We start from the raw sequence: 15,121 nt of genomic DNA, 5'->3' as shown, positions 1-15,121 counted from the left end.
GCCGGCCCTTCCGCCGGCCCGCGTCAGAAAGAGAACCATGCAGGTCTTCCTCCAGACACTCATCGGCGGGCTGAGCCTCGGCGCGATCTACGCCCTCGTCGCGATGGGGTTCTCCCTCGTCTACCGCACCATGGGCCTGGTCAACTTCGCGCACGCCGACGTGCTCATGATCGGCGCCTACACCGCCTCCACCTTCTCCATGTCCAGCAGGCTGCCCTTCGCGCTCGCGATGGCGCTGTCCATCGCGATCACCGCGCTCATCGGCCTGTTCATCGAGCGGGTCCTGCGCCCGCTGGAGAACAAGGACTTCACCCTGATGCTGATCGGCACGATCGGCTTCGGGATGGTCCTGCAGGCCGTCGCGGTGCTCATCTGGGGCGCCACCGGCCGAGCCGTCGCGTCCCCGGTCAAGGCCGCTCCGCTGGAGTTCCTCGGGCTGCGCGTGCGCACCTACGACCTCGTCGTGCTGGTCATCGCGGCGCTCGCGGTGCTGCTGCTCGTCGGCTTCCTCCAGCGGACGAAGATGGGCGCCGCGATGCAGGCGGTCGCCATGGACCACGAGGCGGCCACCGCGGTCGGCATCCACGTCGGCCGCAGCAACGCCATCGCCTTCGCCGTCGGCGCCGGGCTCGCCGCGCTGGCCGGCGGGCTCGCCGGCCCGCTGCTGTACGTGAACCCGACGATGGGCGGGACCATCGGGATCAAGGGCTTCGCCGCCGCCATGCTCGGCGGCTGCGGGAACGTGCCCGGGGCGATCGCCGGCGGCTTCCTCATCGGGATCCTCGACTCGTTCGCCGCCGGGCATTTCCAGGGCTACTCCGAACTGGTGGTCTTCCTGGTCTTCACCGCGGCCATCATGATCCGGCCGACCGGCCTCTTCGGCGAGACGACGGTGAGCCGCGCGTGAACGCCCTCCTCCGCCACCGCCGCACCCCGGGGCTCGCGACGCTCGTCGCGTTCGTCCTGGTCGCCTGGCTGCTGCCGTACCAGCTCGGCGGCTACGCCATCCACGTCGTCAACATCGCGCTGGTGTTCGCGCTGCTGGCCATCGGCATGGGCCTCGCCATGGGGATCGCCGGCCAGATCAACCTCGCCCAGGTGGCCTTCTTCGGGGTCAGCGCCTACGCCACCGCGATCCTCACCACCGACAGGGGACTCGGGTTCTGGCCCGCCGCCCTGATCGCGCTCGTGGCCACCGCCCTGATCGGGCTGCTGGTCGGCATCCCGGCGCTGCGCATGCAGTCGCACTACCTCGGCATCGTCACCCTCGGGCTCGCGCTCGGGTTCATCAACTGGACGACCAACGCCGAACTGGCCGGCGGCGCCGAGGGTATCTCCGCCATCCCCGTCCCGCCGATGTTCGGCATCGACCTGTCCAGCGAGTACCTCTACTACTACCTCGAGGTGGTGGTGTTCGCGGGCGCGCTGGCGTTCGGGCTGTTCGTCGTCCGGACCGGGCTCGGCCGCAGGATGATGGCCATGCGGGACGACCCGCTGGCCGCCGGCGCGGTCGGCGCGGAGATCCCGCTGCTGCGGATGACCGCGTTCATGCTCTCCAGCGTCTTCGGCGGCCTCGCCGGCATCCTCTACGCCGGGCTCATCCGCTACGTCGCGCCCGACACCTTCAACATCGCCAACATGTTCCTGCTGCTCGCCATGGTGGTGATCGGCGGACGGCAGAGCCTCGTCGGCTGCGTCGTCGGCGCGGTCGGGCTGACGCTCGTGCGCGAGCAGCTCGTCGACTACCCGACCTACGCCCAGCTCGGCTTCGGCGCCGTCGTGGTCCTCATGGTGGTGTTCGCGCCGACGGGCCTCGCGGGGGTCCCGGCGCGGGTGAGGAGCCTGGTGCACCGCCGCCGGGGCCGGACCGCCGAGCGCGCCGTGCTGCGCCCGTTCCGGCCGTACGAGCCGGCGGACACCGCCGATGCCGCGAGCGGCGCCGGGCCGGGCGGCGAGCCGATCCTGGAGATCCGGGAGATCGCCAAGCACTTCCGCGGTCTCAAGGCGCTCAAGGACGTCTCGCTGACGGTGCGGCGCGGGGAGATCCGCGGCATCGTCGGCCCGAACGGCTCGGGGAAGACGACGCTGTTCAACGTCATCAGCGGCTTCTACAGGCCGTCCGGGGGCCGGGTGCTCATGGACGGGCGGGTCGTGTCGGGCTCGCGCCCGTACCGGCTCTCCATGCTGGGCGTGGCCCGCACCTTCCAGAACCTGCGCCTGTTCGGGGAGCTGAGCGTCCGGGACAACCTCCTGGTCGCGCTGGACCGGTCCCGCACCCGGGCCATCTGGCGGTACGCGCTGTGGCCCGTCGGGGTCTGGCGGCAGGAGCACCGGCTGCACCGGCGGGCGGACGAGCTGCTCGACCGCTTCGGGCTGACCGGGTTCGCCGGCGCCGCGCCGGGCGCGCTGCCCTACGGCATCCAGCGGCGCATCGAGATCGCCCGCGCGATGGCGGCCGGGCCGCGCCTGCTGCTGCTCGACGAGCCGGCGGCCGGGCTGAACGGCGAGGAGGTCCGCCAGCTCGCCGAGATCGTCCGGTCGATCCGCGACAGCGGCGTCACCGTCGTCCTCATCGAGCACAACATGGGCCTGGTGATGTCGCTGTGCGAGCGGGTCACCGTGCTCGCCGGCGGCTCGGTGATCGCCGAGGGCACGCCCGCCGAGGTGGTCGCCGACCATGCGGTGATCGAGGCCTACCTCGGCGACTCCGCCATGGCCGAGATGCCCCTTCCGGACACCAGCGAGGTGACCCCATGAACGCCGACCCGACCTCCGCCGGAACCCGGCGCGAGAAGACGCCCCCGGGAAGGGAGGGCGCGACCCTCACGGTGGAGGACCTGTCCGTCCACTACGGGGGAGTGTGCGCGGTCAGCTCGATCGGCTTCACCGTCGGGCCCGGCCAGTCGGTGGGCATCATCGGCGCGAACGGCGCGGGCAAGACCTCCACGCTCAAGGCGCTGATGGGCCTGGTGCCGCGCAGCGGCGGCCGCGTCACCTTCGCAGGCGCCGACCTGGCGAAGGTCAGGGCGCGCGACGTCGTCCGGCACGGCATCGGCTACGTCCCCGAGGGGCGGCACGTCTTCCCCGGCCTCACCGTCGAGAAGAACCTGATGCTGGGCGCCTACGCCCGGTCGTGGCGAGACACCGGGACCAGGGAGTCCCTCGCCGAGGTCTACGAGCTGTTCCCGGTGCTGGGGGAGATGCGGTCCCGGCTCGCCGGGGCCCTGTCCGGCGGGCAGCAGCAGATGCTGGCCGTCGGCCGGGCACTGATGGCCCGGCCGCGGCTGATCCTCCTGGACGAGCCGTCCATGGGGCTGTCGCCCAAGCTCGTGGAGGACATCCTCGCCGTGCTGCTGCGGCTGCGCGAGGAGGGGCTGAGCCTGCTGCTGGTCGAGCAGAACGCCAAGCTGACCTTCGAGGCGACGAGCGACTGCGTGGTCATGGAGAACGGGGAGGTGGCCATGACCGGCACCTCCCGCGAACTGCGCGACGACGTCCGCGTCCGCCGCATCTACCTGGGCCTGTGATGCGGGCGGGCACGGGGGACCGCGCCTGTGGGCGATGAGGCGCGGCCCCCCGTCCCCGGTCGCCGGCCGCGGGGGGCCGGCGCAGCGCACGTCAGCGGCAGAAGGGCTTCCTGCCCATCGCGGACTCGATCCCGTTGAGCAGCAGGCTCTGGAACTCCTCCGCCCCGGCATAGGCGCCGCCGTCGTCGGTGAACGCCTTGGCGTCGTGGCCGAGCGTGGTGAGCCAGGCGCGTCCGCCGTCGTAGTACTGGCACCAGGCCACGGGGTGGAACGAACCGTGCCCCGGGTGGTTCATGTTGCCCGCGACGCCCTGCTCCAGGGTCCTCTCGTCCACGGTCGCCAGGAACCGCACCCGGCTCGGGAAGGGGACGAGGTTGTACCACTCGTCGGCGAAGGCCCAGCGGCTGGGCAGCCCGGCGGTGGAGACGTCCTTGCGGTCGACGGTCTGGACGGTCCCGGGCTGCTCGCGCGGATGGTCGTAGAAGTTGGCGCCGCCGAGGAGGCCCTCGTACCACGGCCAGTTGTACTCGGTCCCGAACGCGTTGTGGACGCCGACGAATCCGCCGCCGCCCCGGATGTACTGCCGCAGCGACGTCTGGGCCGCGTCGTCGAGGGAGTCGCGGGTCGTGCTGAGGAACACGACCGCGTTGTAGCCGAAGAGCCTGGCAGGGGAGGACAGTTGCGCCACGTCCTCGGTCCAGTCGACGGCGAACCCGCTCTTCCGGCCCATCTCCACCAGGGCCTTCTGCGCCACGTTCGCGTCCCCGAGCGGGGGGTTCATACCCGCCGGAAGAGCGGGCCCGAGGTTGGCGTGCCGGGGGCCGGCGGTCCGGCTGTAGACGAGGATCTTGAAGCCCTCGGCGGGGTCGAAGTTGCCCCAGTCGTGGTAGCAGCGCGGGTCGGTGCCGCGGCACACGCCGTAGTCGGGGTCGCCGAGTTCCTGGGCACCGCGGTCCTTGGGCTTGGCGAGCGGGCCGCCGGCGGTGGCGGACGCTCCGCCGAGCAGCGACGTGGTGGCGAGCACCGCGGCCGTGCCGAGCGCGGCGGCGGTCCCGGTGACGAGGGGGGACGAGGGTCTCCTCATGGAACGGACTCCTTCCTGGCTTGCGTCCTCAATGGTCCGTCTAGCGGACTAATTGGACCGTCAAGAGGTTTTAGGACCATCTCATGCGAGGTTCGGCGGCGGCAATACCCGATCTGCGGTCGGGGTCCCTTCCCTCAGACTTACGGGATTTCGGCGTCGAAAGCAGCGGTTCCATGCGCGGATTCCGCGTGCGACCTCTTGTCAGGGAGTGGAAACCGGCTTACCGTGGCGTCCGTTCACTGGACCTTTAAGTCCGTCTAGCGGACCTTTGGAGGAAGAGGGCATGGAACGACGGAACTTCCTGACCGGTGCGGCGGCGGCCGTCGGCGGCACCGTGGCCTTCGCGCCGCTCCGTGCCCCGGAGGCGCGGGCCGAGGCCGCCCGCTCCCGGCTCGCGCTGCCGGTGCCCCGGCAGCCGGCCGCGTTCGGTCCCACCGGACGCGACTTCCCGACGGTCTGCGGGAACCTCGCCAACCAGAACCACTCCACCCTCCGCAGGATCAACCGCGGCAACGTCGAGCACCTCGGCGGCGCCTGGCACGTCAACCTCGAAGGCGGCAGCACCTCCGGCCGCTCGCAGCAGAGCACGATCGTCGCCGCGGACGGCGTCCTGTACGTGCAGACCGCCCAGCAGAACGTGTTCGCCGTCGACGGCCGGACCGGCGAGATCAAGTGGCGGACCGGCGTCGGCGCCAGGCAGACCAACATGCGCGGCGTCGGACTGGGGGAGGGGCTGGTCTTCACCACCTCCGGCGAGAACATCGTCTACGCCCTCGACCAGAAGAGCGGCGCCGTCGTCTGGCGGCGCGAGCTGCTCGTCGCCGGGGAGGGCGACCCGTCCTGCGACCCCGAGGAGGGGCAGTGCGGGGGCAACCGCGGCGGGCTCGCCGGGGCGATCGTCTACTGGGACGGCCTCATCTACGTCGGGACCGAGGGCAGCACGGCCGGCGCCCGCGGCCGCGGCTACGCGCTCAACGCCCGCACCGGCGAGGTCGTCTGGACGTTCTGGGGCACGCCCGGCCCCGGCGAGTACGGCAACGACACCTGGGAGGGCGACACCTGGAAGACCGGCGGCGCCGTCTGCTGGATCCACCCGGCGATCGACCCCGAGCTCGGGCTGGTCTACTGGACGTTCGGCAACCCCTATCCCCGGACCAACGGCTCCACCCGGGGCGGCGCGAACCTGTTCTCCAACTGCCTGGTCGCCATCGACGCCAAGACCGGGGAGCGCCGCTGGCACTTCCAGTCCGTCCACCACGACATCTGGGACTACGACAACGTCATGGCCCCGGTGCTGATCGACCTGCAGATCGGCCACCGCAGGCGCAAGGTCGTGATGTACGGAAGCAAGGTCGGGATGTACTACATCCTGGACCGCGCGACCGGCAGGCCCGTGCACGGCATCACCGAGCGGCCCGTCCCGCAGGAGCCGCGCCAGAAGACCTGGCCGACCCAGCCCTTCCCGGGCGGCGAGCCGTTCGTCCACCAGGCGCCGAGCTTCCACGACACCACCAGGCCGGTGCCGTACTACCCGACCGGGGAGATCTTCACGCCGTTCTGGGACGACGCCACCATCCTGTTCCCCGGCGCGGGCGGCGGTGCGGACTGGTCGTACCTCTCGTTCAGCCCGCACACCGGGTTCGTCTACGTCGGCTACGGGCTCATCAACTCGTCCTACTCCAACACCAACGGCGGGCGCGTCAACACCGCGCGCCCGCTCGGGGAGTACTTCTCGGGTGGCCTCGCCGCCGTGGACCCGCGCACGAACAAGCCCGTGTGGCGCAAGGAAGGCGAATGGTCCCTCGCCCACGGCAACGGCATCCTCACCACGGCCGGCCGCGTGATGTTCCAGGGCCGGCCGGACGGGGTGCTCGTCGCCATGGACGACGCCAACGGCCGGGACCTGTGGACCTGGCAATGCGGCGCCGGCGTCCACACCAGTCCGATCAGCTACGAGATCGACGGCGAGCAGTACATCGCGGTCTTCGCAGGCGGCAGCGGGCTGCCCTATCCCGACATCCCCAAGGGCGACCACCTCTGGGCGTTCAGAATGGGCGGCGAGGTCGGCCCGGCGCCCACGCCCACGCCGCCGTCCAAGCGGAACCAGATCCGCGCGGCGGCGGTCGCGGGGAGCGCCGTGGACGCCACGGTCACGCTCGGCCGGATCTGGGACCCCGCGGCAGGCGCGCCCGGCGGCGAGGAGAACACCGTCGCGCAGAACGCCATGGCGCCGCAGCACCTGACGGTCCCGGTCGGCACCGAGGTCACCTTCGAAAACCCCGCCGGCAACGAGCACTCCCACGGCGCCGCGTCGTTCTTCGAGCACGTCTTCAACAGCGGGCGGCTCAAGCCCGGCGAGACCTACAGGCACAGGTTCACCGAGCGCGGCGAGTACTTCTACAACGACCCCGTCTTCCCGCAGAGCACCGGGAAGATCGTCGTCCAGTGAGCCGCCCGGGGCGCCGGCCCCGGGCCGTCCAGATCACCGAACGGAAGGGAAGCAGCAATGACCGTGCACACCACCGACGCCGAGGCCGCGGCCGCCGAGAGCCGGGACGCCCACGCGGCGGCCCCGGCCGGGGAGCGGGCGGCCGCCTGGTCGACGCCCGGCTACCAGATCGTCGAGACCTCCATGGAGGTCACGGCCTACTTCGGCGCCGAACTCTGACCTCGTGACGATGCGGGTGCAGATCCTCGGCACCGCCGCGGGCGGCGGCGTCCCCCAGTGGAACTGCGCGTGCCACGGGTGCGCCGCCGCCCGCGCGCACCCGTCATGGCGCCGCCGGCACGCCTCGATCGCGATCGAGGCGGCCGAGGGCCGGTGGCACGTGGTGAACGCCACGCCCGACATCGCCGAGCAGATCGAGTCGAGCGCCGCGCCGCGGCCGGACCCCCGCCCCGGGGGCCCGGCCGGCCGCCGGACCCCCGTCGCCGGGGTGATCCTCACCGACGCCGAACTCGACCACACGCTCGGCCTCCCGCGGCTGCGGGAGGCGCCGAGCCTGCCGATCGCCGCCACCGGCACCGTCCGCGCCGCGCTGGAGCGCGGGCTGCGCCTCGACCGCGTCCTCGCCCCCTACACCGACCTCGCCTGGACGGACCTGCCGGAGGACGGGCCCGTACCGCTGGACGGCTCCGATCATCTGGAGATCAGCGCCGTGCGGGTGTCGGGCAAGCGCCCCCGCTACGCGGCCGATCTCGACATCCCCGACGGCCGCTGGTCGGTGGCGCTGCACGTCACCGACCGGAGCAGCGGCAGGAGCCTGGTGTACGCCCCGGCGGTCGCGGACTGGTCGCCCGGCCTCTCCGCGGCGCTCGCCACCGCCGACTGCGTCATCGTCGACGGGACGTTCTGGGACGACGACGAACCGCGCCGGTCCGGCTTCACCCGCAGGACCGCCACCGAGATGGGCCACCTGCCGATCATCGGCCCCGGCGGGACGGCGGAACGGCTCGCGGCGCTGCCCGCGGCCCGGCGCCTGTACACCCACCTGAACAACACCAACCCCCTCGTCGACCCGGGGCACGAGGGGCATCGGACCCTCGCCGCGCTGGGCGTCGAGACGGCACCGGAAGGCCTGGTGATCGAACTTTGAGCACGGCTCCGACCCGTCCCGCGCGCGGCGACGCCCGTCCCCGCCCCTGGACGCCGGACGAGATGGAGCGCCGGCTGCGCGAGATCGCCGCCAAGCGCTACCACCACCGGCACCCCTTCAACCTGCGCATGCACGAGGGCCTGCTGTCGCGGGAGGAACTGCGCTGCTGGATCCTGAACCGCTTCCACTACCAGCGCAACATCCCGATCAAGGACGCGATCATCCTGGCCGGACTGGAGAGCCGGGAGCTGCGGCGGAGCTGGATCCGGCGCATCCACGACCACGACGGCCGGGACGGCGACGGTGCCGGGGGCGGGTGCGGTCCCGGCGATGCAGGCGGCATCGAGCGGTGGCTGCGGCTCGGCGAGGCGGCCGGGCTGGACCGCGTCCTGCTGCTGTCGGGGGAGGGCGTCCTGCCGGCCGTGCGGTTCGCCGTGGACGGATACCTCAACTTCTGTCGTTTCGGCTCGCCTCTCGAAGCCGTCGCGTCGTCGCTGACCGAGCTGTTCGCACCGGACCTCATGGTCACGCGGATCGGGGCCTGGGAGCGCCACTACCCCTGGGTCGAGCCCGAAGGGCTGCGCTACTTCCAGGTCAGGGTTCGGCAGGGCCGCCGCGACGCCGACGAGGCGCTCGCCCTGGTGCACCGCTGGGCCGAGAGCCGCGCCGACCAGGAGAAGGCTCTGGCGGCGTTCACTTTCAAGTGCGATGTCCTCTGGACTCTTCTGGACGCGGTAGAGCACGCGTCCCCCGCGCCCGCGGGGGCGGCGGATGCCCGCTGACAGCGCCCCTGCGGCACCGCCCGCCCCCGTGCCGGCGGGACCCTGGCGGCCGGTCCTGGCCCGGTCGGTCATCCTGCGGCACGACCGCGTCCGCGACGCCGATCTCCTCCTCATGCCGGAACGCGCCGTCCTGCTCAGCCGGGAGGGAGGCCGCATCCTGCGGCTCTGCGACGGACGGCGCACCCTGCCCGACATCATCGCCGAACTCGCCCGCACCTACCGGGACGCCCCGCTCGACAAGGACGTCCCCGACTTCCTCACGCGAATCCGCAAGGAGGGATGGCTGCGATGACCGAACCCGCCGCACCCTGGGCGCTGCTCGCCGAAGTGACCCACGCGTGCCCACTGCACTGCCCCTACTGCTCCAACCCCCTGGAGCTGGTCAGGCGCGGCACCGAACTGACGGCGGACGAGTGGGCGCGCGTCTTCGCCGAGGCCGCCGGGCTCGGCGTCGTTCAGGCGCACCTCTCGGGCGGTGAACCGCTGCTCCGCCCCGACCTGGAGGAGATCGCGGCGGCGGCCGGACGGGCGGGCGTCTACACCCAGCTCGTCACCAGCGGCCTCGGCCTTACCGCCGAACGGCTGGGCGCCCTGGCCGAGGCAGGCGTCAACGGCGTCCAGCTGTCGGTGCAGGACGCCGACCGGACCGATTCCGACCTCATCGCCGGGCGCGCGTCGTTCACGGCGAAGGCGCGCGCCGCCGAGCTGATCCGCGCGTCCGGGCTGCCGTTCGGGCTGAACGTCGTCCTCCACCGGCACAACCTCGATCATCTGCCCCAGATCCTCGAACTGGGCGCGCGCTGGGGCGCCGACCGGATCGAACTGGCCAACACCCAGTTCTACGGCTGGGCACTGCGGAACAGGGGAGCCCTGCTTCCCACCCGAGAGCAACTCGCACGCGCCAAGACGACGGTCGCCGCCCGTCGGGCGACCGGAGGCGGGCCGGAGCTCGTGTGGGTGATGCCTGACTACTACGAAGGCGTTCCCAAACCGTGCATGGGCGGATGGGGCGCGCGTTCCATCACGGTGGCGCCCGACGGGACCGCGCTGCCGTGCCCGGCGGCGTACGCCATGACGGACCTGCGCCCGCCGAACGTCCGCGACCGCTCACTGGCCTGGATCTGGACCGAGTCCGACGCGTTCAACGCTTACCGGGGGACCGGCTGGATGACCGGCCCGTGCGGGGAGTGCCCGCGCCGCGAGACCGACTTCGGCGGATGCCGCTGCCAGGCGTTCGCGCTCACCGGAGACGCCGCGCGCACCGATCCGGCCTGCTCCCTTTCCCCCGACCACGAACTCGTGCGCGAGCCCGCGATGGCCGCCGCCCGGGATGCCGCCGCGCGCCCCGGCTTCGTCTACCGCAGGCCCGGATCCGCCCGGCATGCCCAGGCGCCCCAGGAGGTTCGAGGGAACGTGCCGGCCGCCGACGCCTTTCTGGACGAGATCGGCTGACCGCCGGCCGTCCGGCCGCTAGTTCCCGCGCTCCCGCGGTCCACCGCGTCCGGCGCCGGTCAGATAGGCCACGACCATGTCGCCGATCATCTCGCGGTGACGCTCCCGGTGTTCCGGCGCCGTCATGTCGCGGCCGAACAGGACACCGAACGTGTGCTGGTTGGCGATCCGGAAGAAACAGAACGAACTGATCATCATGTGCACGTCGACGGCGTCCGCCTCGGCCACGAAGTCGCCGCTCGCGCGGCCGGCGTCGAGAATCTGCGAGATGAGGTCGGCGACCGGCCCGCTGAGATCGGCGAGCATCCGCGACTCGCGCAGGTGCTCGGCCTGGTGGATGTTCTCGATGCTGACCAGCTTGATGAAGTCGGGATGCGCCTCGTGGTGGTCGAAGGTCAGTTCCGCCAGCGTCCGGATCGCCTCCACCGGCGCCAGATGCCGTACGTCGATGGCCGATTCCAGCTTTCTGACCTCGGCGTACGCCTTCTCCAGCACGGCGAGGTACAGCTTTTCCTTGCCGCCGAAGTAGTAATAGATCATCCGTTTGGTGGTGCGCATGAGCGCCGCCATGTCGTCCACCCGGGCGCCGGCGTAACCGTGCCGCGCGAATTCCCGCTGAGCGACGTCCAGGATCTCCGCCCGCGTGCGGTCGGCGTCGCGCTGACGCTCTCCCGAGGCGGGTGTGACGGACCGCGTCGACATGTGACTCCGCAAAGGTGGTGGCTGACGGACCAGATCCTAGTGTGACGCGCGGCGGCGGGTTCGCCGGGCGTGCTGCGCGGCCAGCCGGACCGGCGCGTTGACCGCGCCGTATCCCCGGTAGCCGCCCAGCCGCTGAACGATCTCGAAGAACACCCGGCCGATGGTCGCCGTGTAGAAATGCAGGAACTCCCCCTGCTCGTCCCGGTCGTAGAGCAGCCCGAGCTCCCGGAGGAGCCGGTGCCGTTCCGCGCCGAGGTCGAACCGGGCCTCGAGATCGTCGTAGTAGTTGTCCGGAATGGCGAGCGTCGCCGCCCCCGCCGCGTGCGCCCGCCGCGCGGTCGCCACGATGTCGGCGCTCGCCAGCGCGACGTGCTGCCACGCCAGGTCGTACCTGCCGTCGTGCGCCCCGACATAGGCGACGTTGAGCGCCACCCGCACCCCGCCGTCCTCGGTGGAGACCGCGCGGCTTCGCATCAGCCCGTAGGGGTCGGGCAGTTCCAGGCTGTCGTGCGGCCGGAGCCCGAGGACGCTCCGGTAGAACAGCGACGCCTCGTCGAAGTGGTGCCAGGGCTGGGTGAGCGCCACATGGTCGATATGGGTTATCTCGCCCGCCGCCGCACCCGCAGGGCGGCGGTCCTGCGAGAAGTCGTCGGTCCAGCTCGAATGGTCGGGCCGGGCCGTGCGGCAGAAGAAGACCTCGGTCCCGTCCGGAGCCGCGACGGCGTCCAGGGGCGCGTCCCGGGGACCGCGCAGGCGGGGCAGGACGGGCGACAGGAGCGCCTCGGCGCGCTTGACCGACGCCGCCGGGTCGGGCGACTCCAGCCCGACGGCGCCGAGCGCGGGACCGTCCTGGCTCTCCGCGCTCCCGCTGTTCACCAGGATGCGCGCCGCCCCCTGCTCCCACAGTTCCACCGGCTTGCCGGCATGCCGCCCGCCGCGGACGAACCCCAGCGCGCCGAGCAGTTCGCCGACCGGTCCGGCGGACGGCGCGGCCAGCTCGGCGAACGCGAACCCGGTCGGCACGACGGGAGGGGGGAGGGCCCCGCCCAGGCGCGGCGATCCGCCCGCCCGCTGGACGGCCTCCTCCAGGGCGATGAGCGACCGCATGGCGTCCTGCGCGGTGCGCATCGCGGCGGCCTGCCGGAAGATGTCGTTGAAGACCTCCAGCGACAGCGGGCCGTCGTACCCGGTCCGCAGGACGTGGTCGACGAGCCCCGCCACGTCGAGGTCGCCCTGCCCGGGGAAGCAGCGGTAGTGCCGGCTCCAGTAGAGGACGTCCATCGGCAGCGCCGGCGCGTCCGCGAGCTGCACGAAGAAGATCTTGTCGCCGGGGATCGTCCGGATCGCGTACGGGTCGACGTCGCGGGCCAGGATGTGGAAGCTGTCCAGGCACAGCCCCAGGTTGGGGTGGTCGGCCGCGCGCACGATCCGCCAGGAGTGGAAGTAGTCGTCGACGTGCCGTCCCCAGGCGAGCGCCTCGTACGCGATGTCGATGCCGTGCTCCGCGGCGCGCTCCGCGAGCAGCCTCAGCTGCTCGGCGGCGAGTGCGTCGTCGTCGATCGCCGCGGGGGAGACGTTCGAGCAGACCAGCAGCCGCGTGGCGCCGAGCCGTTCCATCACGGCGAACTTGTGCTCCGCGCGCCGCAGCCCGGCCGCGAGGACGTCGGGCGGCACCGCCTCGAAGTCGCGGAACGGCTGGTAGAGGTCGATGGTGAGCCCGAGGTCCGCCGCCCGGCGGCGCACGTCCTCGGGACTCATGTCGCTGCCGAGAAGGTCGTTCTCGAAGATCTCGACCCCGTCGAACCCGGCGGCCCCGATGGCCGTCAGCTTGTCGGCCAGCGACCCGCTGAGCGAAACGGTCGCGATTGACCTGCGCATGCCGCGATGCGCCCCTCTCCAATGGACGAACTAGTACGTTAGCTTAGCACCGCCCCCGTGCCGAGGAGGTTCGCCGCCGGGGGTCAGGTGATCAGCCTCAGGCCGGGGGTCGCCAGGGTGAGGGGGCCGTCGTAGGACTCGCGGGCCTCTCGCAGGGCCGCCATGGGGTCGGCCCATGGGCGCAGGTGCGTGAGGACGAGGTGGGCGGCGCCCGCTTCCTTGGCCAGGCGTGCCGCCTGCCCCGGGGTGAGGTGGGCGGCGGCCGACCCGGGGGTCTCGACGGCGGCCGCCGCCTCGCACAGGAGGACGTCCGTCCCGCGCGCCAGTTCCAGGAGCTCGGCGCATTCACCGGAGTCGCCGGAGTAGGTGAGGCTCCCGGATCCGGCGGTGACCCGGACGGCCTGGGCCGGCACCGAGTGCCGCACCGGAGCCGTCTCGATCGTCAACGGCCCGAGCCGGCACGGCCCCGCGGGCGGGCCCCGCCAGTCGAGGACCCGCGCGTAGCCGGACGGGGCGGCGACGTGCGCCTCGGTCCCCGCCGGGGCGACCACGGTCAGCCGGGCCGTGGTGCCCCTGCGGTCCCGCAGGTAGGCGAGGGGCACCAGGTCCGAGCAGTGGTCGCGGTGCCGGTGGCTGATGACCACGGCGTCGATCGCGCACGGGTCGGCGAAGCGCTGCAGAGGGCCGAGGGCGCCCGTCCCGGCGTCCAGCAGGAGCCGGAAGCCGCCGTGTTCCAGCAGGTAGCAGGAGCACGCGGCCTCCGGCCCCGGGACCGAGCCCGCGCAGCCGACGACGGTCAGGATCATGGTAGGACGCGGGCGACGAGGTCGGCCACCGCGCCCTCGGCGCAGGGGCCCACCACCACGTCGGCGGCGGCGCGGACGGTCCCGGCGCCGTCCCCGACGGCGGCGCCGAGACCGGCGGCCTGGATCATGTCCAGGTCGTTCGGGTTGTCGCCGATCGCCGCGATGGCGCTGAGGGCCACGCCCTGGGCCGCGGCCAGCTCGCGCAGCGCCGTGCCCTTGGTCGCGCCCGCGGGCAGCACCTCCAGGTAGGTGCTCTCGGACCTGACGAGGGTGACGCCGGACACGGCCGCCGAGACCGCCTCCTCGGTCGGATCCATCAGCTCGGGGCGGTCGCAGATGAGCATGACCTTGACGATGTCGTCGAACGGCAGGTCCCCCCACGAGCCGATCCGTCCGAGCTCGATCCCGTCGCGGCGGGCGTACTCCCGCAGCGCCGGCGAGGAGCCCGCGGTGTGCGCGTGGCCCTTGGTGAAGGCCACCGGCCAGACCCCGGCGGGCAGCTCGGCGAACAGCAGCGTGAGCTTCGCCCAGGCGGCGACGCCGAGGCAGCGCCGGTGCAGGACGGCGCCGGTGCTGAGGTCGACCACGCGCGCCCCGTTGTACAGGATCGCGGGCGTGGTCAGGCCGAGCGTCCGGTAGTACGGCAGCGCGGCCTCCTCGCTGCGCCCGGTGGCGATGACGACGGTGCCGCCGGAGGCGATGAAGCGGCGCAGCGCGGCCAGGCTCGGCTCGACGATCCGCAGGTCGCGCCCGACGAGGGTCCCGTCCAGGTCGGTGACGATCCAGTCGACGGTCCGCTCGGCGGCGCTCATGCCGGCTCCCCGGCGCTCACGAGTCCCGCGACCCCGGCGATGACGGAGCCGTCCAGGTCGAAGCCGCCCACGCAGGCGAGGTACCCGGGGGCCTCCCAGTCGTCGCCGCCGGGCTCCCCGTTCAGCGGCAGGTAGGTGCCGCCGGCCTTCCTGACCAGCAGCACGGCCGCCGCGACGTCCCAGGCGTTGACGGACGTGCCGTAGGCCACGTCCGCCCATCCGGCGGCGACGTGCGCGAGGGTGAGGGCGGCGCTGCCCGGACGGCGGACGGTGGCGAACGCGTCCACCAGCGAACCGAAGTCCCGCAGAGAATCCTCTCCGCGGCGATGCATCTCCCGCGCGTTGGGGTACCCGGTGACGAGCACCGCGGTCTCGTCGCGGGTCGCCCCCCGGCTGCGGATCGGCTCGCCGTTGCAGGTGGCGCCGTCGAGCGAGGCGGTGAACATGTCGTCGCGCACCGGGTCGTACACCACGCCCGCCAC

Annotated in this window: 15 protein-coding genes; 9 read left to right on the top strand and 6 right to left on the bottom strand. The window is 72.6% G+C overall.

Translation table 11 applies throughout. The features are described from left to right. Positions 1-37 precede the first annotated feature (37 nt). From CHC11_RS11490 to CHC11_RS11480, 3 genes are read left to right on the top strand one after another with little or no spacing between them, the layout of a single operon-like run. On the top strand, positions 38-907 hold the full coding sequence (locus CHC11_RS11490; RefSeq protein ID WP_089311685.1) for a branched-chain amino acid ABC transporter permease: 870 nt from the start codon (positions 38-40) through the stop codon (positions 905-907). Beyond that, on the top strand, positions 904-2,757 hold the full coding sequence (locus CHC11_RS11485) for a branched-chain amino acid ABC transporter ATP-binding protein/permease (protein WP_089311684.1): 1,854 nt from the start codon (positions 904-906) through the stop codon (positions 2,755-2,757). The genes CHC11_RS11490 and CHC11_RS11485 overlap by 4 nt, the downstream gene beginning before the upstream one ends. Next, positions 2,754-3,527, top strand: coding sequence for an ABC transporter ATP-binding protein (locus tag CHC11_RS11480; protein WP_089311683.1), 774 nt, complete (start codon positions 2,754-2,756; stop codon positions 3,525-3,527). Before CHC11_RS11485 ends, CHC11_RS11480 begins: the two co-directional genes overlap by 4 nt. A gap of 91 nt (positions 3,528-3,618) precedes the next feature. Here the strand turns inward: CHC11_RS11480 and CHC11_RS11475 are convergent, their stop codons facing one another. Then, positions 3,619-4,611 (bottom strand): ThuA domain-containing protein, encoded by a 993-nt coding sequence (locus CHC11_RS11475; protein WP_089311682.1) that lies wholly within the window; start codon positions 4,609-4,611, stop codon positions 3,619-3,621. Positions 4,612-4,894: 283 nt separating this feature from the next. Between CHC11_RS11475 and CHC11_RS11470 the strand changes: the two genes are divergently transcribed. From CHC11_RS11470 to pqqE, 6 genes are read left to right on the top strand one after another with little or no spacing between them, the layout of a single operon-like run. Further along, the gene (locus CHC11_RS11470) at positions 4,895-7,060 is read left to right on the top strand and encodes an outer membrane protein assembly factor BamB family protein (RefSeq protein WP_089311681.1); all 2,166 of its coding nucleotides are present in this window, start codon (positions 4,895-4,897) and stop codon (positions 7,058-7,060) included. Positions 7,061-7,117: 57 nt separating this feature from the next. Continuing rightward, positions 7,118-7,279 carry a pyrroloquinoline quinone precursor peptide PqqA gene (gene pqqA, locus CHC11_RS11465; RefSeq protein WP_089311680.1) on the top strand — a complete coding sequence of 54 codons (162 nt, stop codon included), beginning with the start codon at positions 7,118-7,120 and terminating at the stop codon, positions 7,277-7,279. A 10-nt stretch (positions 7,280-7,289) separates the two neighbouring features. Beyond that, complete coding sequence (gene pqqB, locus CHC11_RS11460) at positions 7,290-8,207, top strand: pyrroloquinoline quinone biosynthesis protein PqqB (protein ID WP_089312111.1); 918 nt, start codon at positions 7,290-7,292, stop codon at positions 8,205-8,207. Continuing rightward, complete coding sequence (pqqC, locus tag CHC11_RS11455) at positions 8,204-8,989, top strand: pyrroloquinoline-quinone synthase PqqC (RefSeq protein ID WP_245919106.1); 786 nt, start codon at positions 8,204-8,206, stop codon at positions 8,987-8,989. Before pqqB ends, pqqC begins: the two co-directional genes overlap by 4 nt. Continuing rightward, positions 8,979-9,281 carry a pyrroloquinoline quinone biosynthesis peptide chaperone PqqD gene (gene pqqD / locus CHC11_RS11450; RefSeq protein WP_089311678.1) on the top strand — a complete coding sequence of 101 codons (303 nt, stop codon included), beginning with the start codon at positions 8,979-8,981 and terminating at the stop codon, positions 9,279-9,281. The genes pqqC and pqqD overlap by 11 nt, the downstream gene beginning before the upstream one ends. Beyond that, positions 9,278-10,441, top strand: a complete 1,164-nt coding sequence (pqqE, locus tag CHC11_RS11445) for a pyrroloquinoline quinone biosynthesis protein PqqE (protein WP_179278795.1) — start codon at positions 9,278-9,280, stop codon at positions 10,439-10,441. The genes pqqD and pqqE overlap by 4 nt, the downstream gene beginning before the upstream one ends. An 18-nt stretch (positions 10,442-10,459) precedes the next feature. Here the strand turns inward: pqqE and CHC11_RS11440 are convergent, their stop codons facing one another. The 5 genes from CHC11_RS11440 to CHC11_RS11420 all read right to left on the bottom strand — a co-directional run. Then, a complete protein-coding gene (locus CHC11_RS11440) occupies positions 10,460-11,143 on the bottom strand; it encodes a TetR/AcrR family transcriptional regulator (RefSeq protein ID WP_089311676.1) in 684 nt (227 codons plus the stop codon). Positions 11,144-11,179: 36 nt separating this feature from the next. Further along, positions 11,180-13,021, bottom strand: a complete 1,842-nt coding sequence (locus tag CHC11_RS11435) for a bifunctional sugar phosphate isomerase/epimerase/4-hydroxyphenylpyruvate dioxygenase family protein (RefSeq protein WP_089311675.1) — start codon at positions 13,019-13,021, stop codon at positions 11,180-11,182. Positions 13,022-13,104: 83 nt separating this feature from the next. After that, positions 13,105-13,827: an MBL fold metallo-hydrolase gene (locus tag CHC11_RS11430; protein ID WP_089311674.1), complete on the bottom strand. Its 723-nt coding sequence runs from the start codon at positions 13,825-13,827 to the stop codon at positions 13,105-13,107. Further along, on the bottom strand, positions 13,824-14,639 hold the full coding sequence (locus tag CHC11_RS11425; RefSeq protein WP_089311673.1) for a Cof-type HAD-IIB family hydrolase: 816 nt from the start codon (positions 14,637-14,639) through the stop codon (positions 13,824-13,826). Before CHC11_RS11425 ends, CHC11_RS11430 begins: the two co-directional genes overlap by 4 nt. Then, the coding region (locus tag CHC11_RS11420) for an inositol monophosphatase family protein (RefSeq protein ID WP_281258305.1) at positions 14,636-15,121 on the bottom strand (486 nt) is incomplete at its 5' end. The genes CHC11_RS11425 and CHC11_RS11420, both read right to left, overlap by 4 nt.

Source organism: Actinomadura mexicana, assembly GCF_900188105.1.
GTDB lineage: Bacteria > Actinomycetota > Actinomycetes > Streptosporangiales > Streptosporangiaceae > Spirillospora > Spirillospora mexicana.
This window is presented reverse-complemented; position numbering and strand designations above follow the sequence as displayed.

What these genes read in the sequence shown, in the direction of transcription:
- CHC11_RS11490 (WP_089311685.1), top strand. Translation starts at nt 38, where the DNA reads ATGCAGGTCTTCCTCCAGACACTCATCGGCGGGCTGAGCCTCGGCGCG.
- CHC11_RS11480 (WP_089311683.1), top strand. Translation starts at nt 2,754, where the DNA reads ATGAACGCCGACCCGACCTCCGCCGGAACCCGGCGCGAGAAGACGCCC.
- CHC11_RS11475 (WP_089311682.1), bottom strand. Translation starts at nt 4,611, where the DNA reads ATGAGGAGACCCTCGTCCCCCCTCGTCACCGGGACCGCCGCCGCGCTC.
- CHC11_RS11470 (WP_089311681.1), top strand. Translation starts at nt 4,895, where the DNA reads ATGGAACGACGGAACTTCCTGACCGGTGCGGCGGCGGCCGTCGGCGGC.
- pqqA (WP_089311680.1), top strand. Translation starts at nt 7,118, where the DNA reads ATGACCGTGCACACCACCGACGCCGAGGCCGCGGCCGCCGAGAGCCGG.
- pqqB (WP_089312111.1), top strand. Translation starts at nt 7,290, where the DNA reads ATGCGGGTGCAGATCCTCGGCACCGCCGCGGGCGGCGGCGTCCCCCAG.
- pqqD (WP_089311678.1), top strand. Translation starts at nt 8,979, where the DNA reads ATGCCCGCTGACAGCGCCCCTGCGGCACCGCCCGCCCCCGTGCCGGCG.
- pqqE (WP_179278795.1), top strand. Translation starts at nt 9,278, where the DNA reads ATGACCGAACCCGCCGCACCCTGGGCGCTGCTCGCCGAAGTGACCCAC.
- CHC11_RS11440 (WP_089311676.1), bottom strand. Translation starts at nt 11,143, where the DNA reads ATGTCGACGCGGTCCGTCACACCCGCCTCGGGAGAGCGTCAGCGCGAC.
- CHC11_RS11435 (WP_089311675.1), bottom strand. Translation starts at nt 13,021, where the DNA reads ATGCGCAGGTCAATCGCGACCGTTTCGCTCAGCGGGTCGCTGGCCGAC.
- CHC11_RS11430 (WP_089311674.1), bottom strand. Translation starts at nt 13,827, where the DNA reads ATGATCCTGACCGTCGTCGGCTGCGCGGGCTCGGTCCCGGGGCCGGAG.
- CHC11_RS11425 (WP_089311673.1), bottom strand. Translation starts at nt 14,639, where the DNA reads ATGAGCGCCGCCGAGCGGACCGTCGACTGGATCGTCACCGACCTGGAC.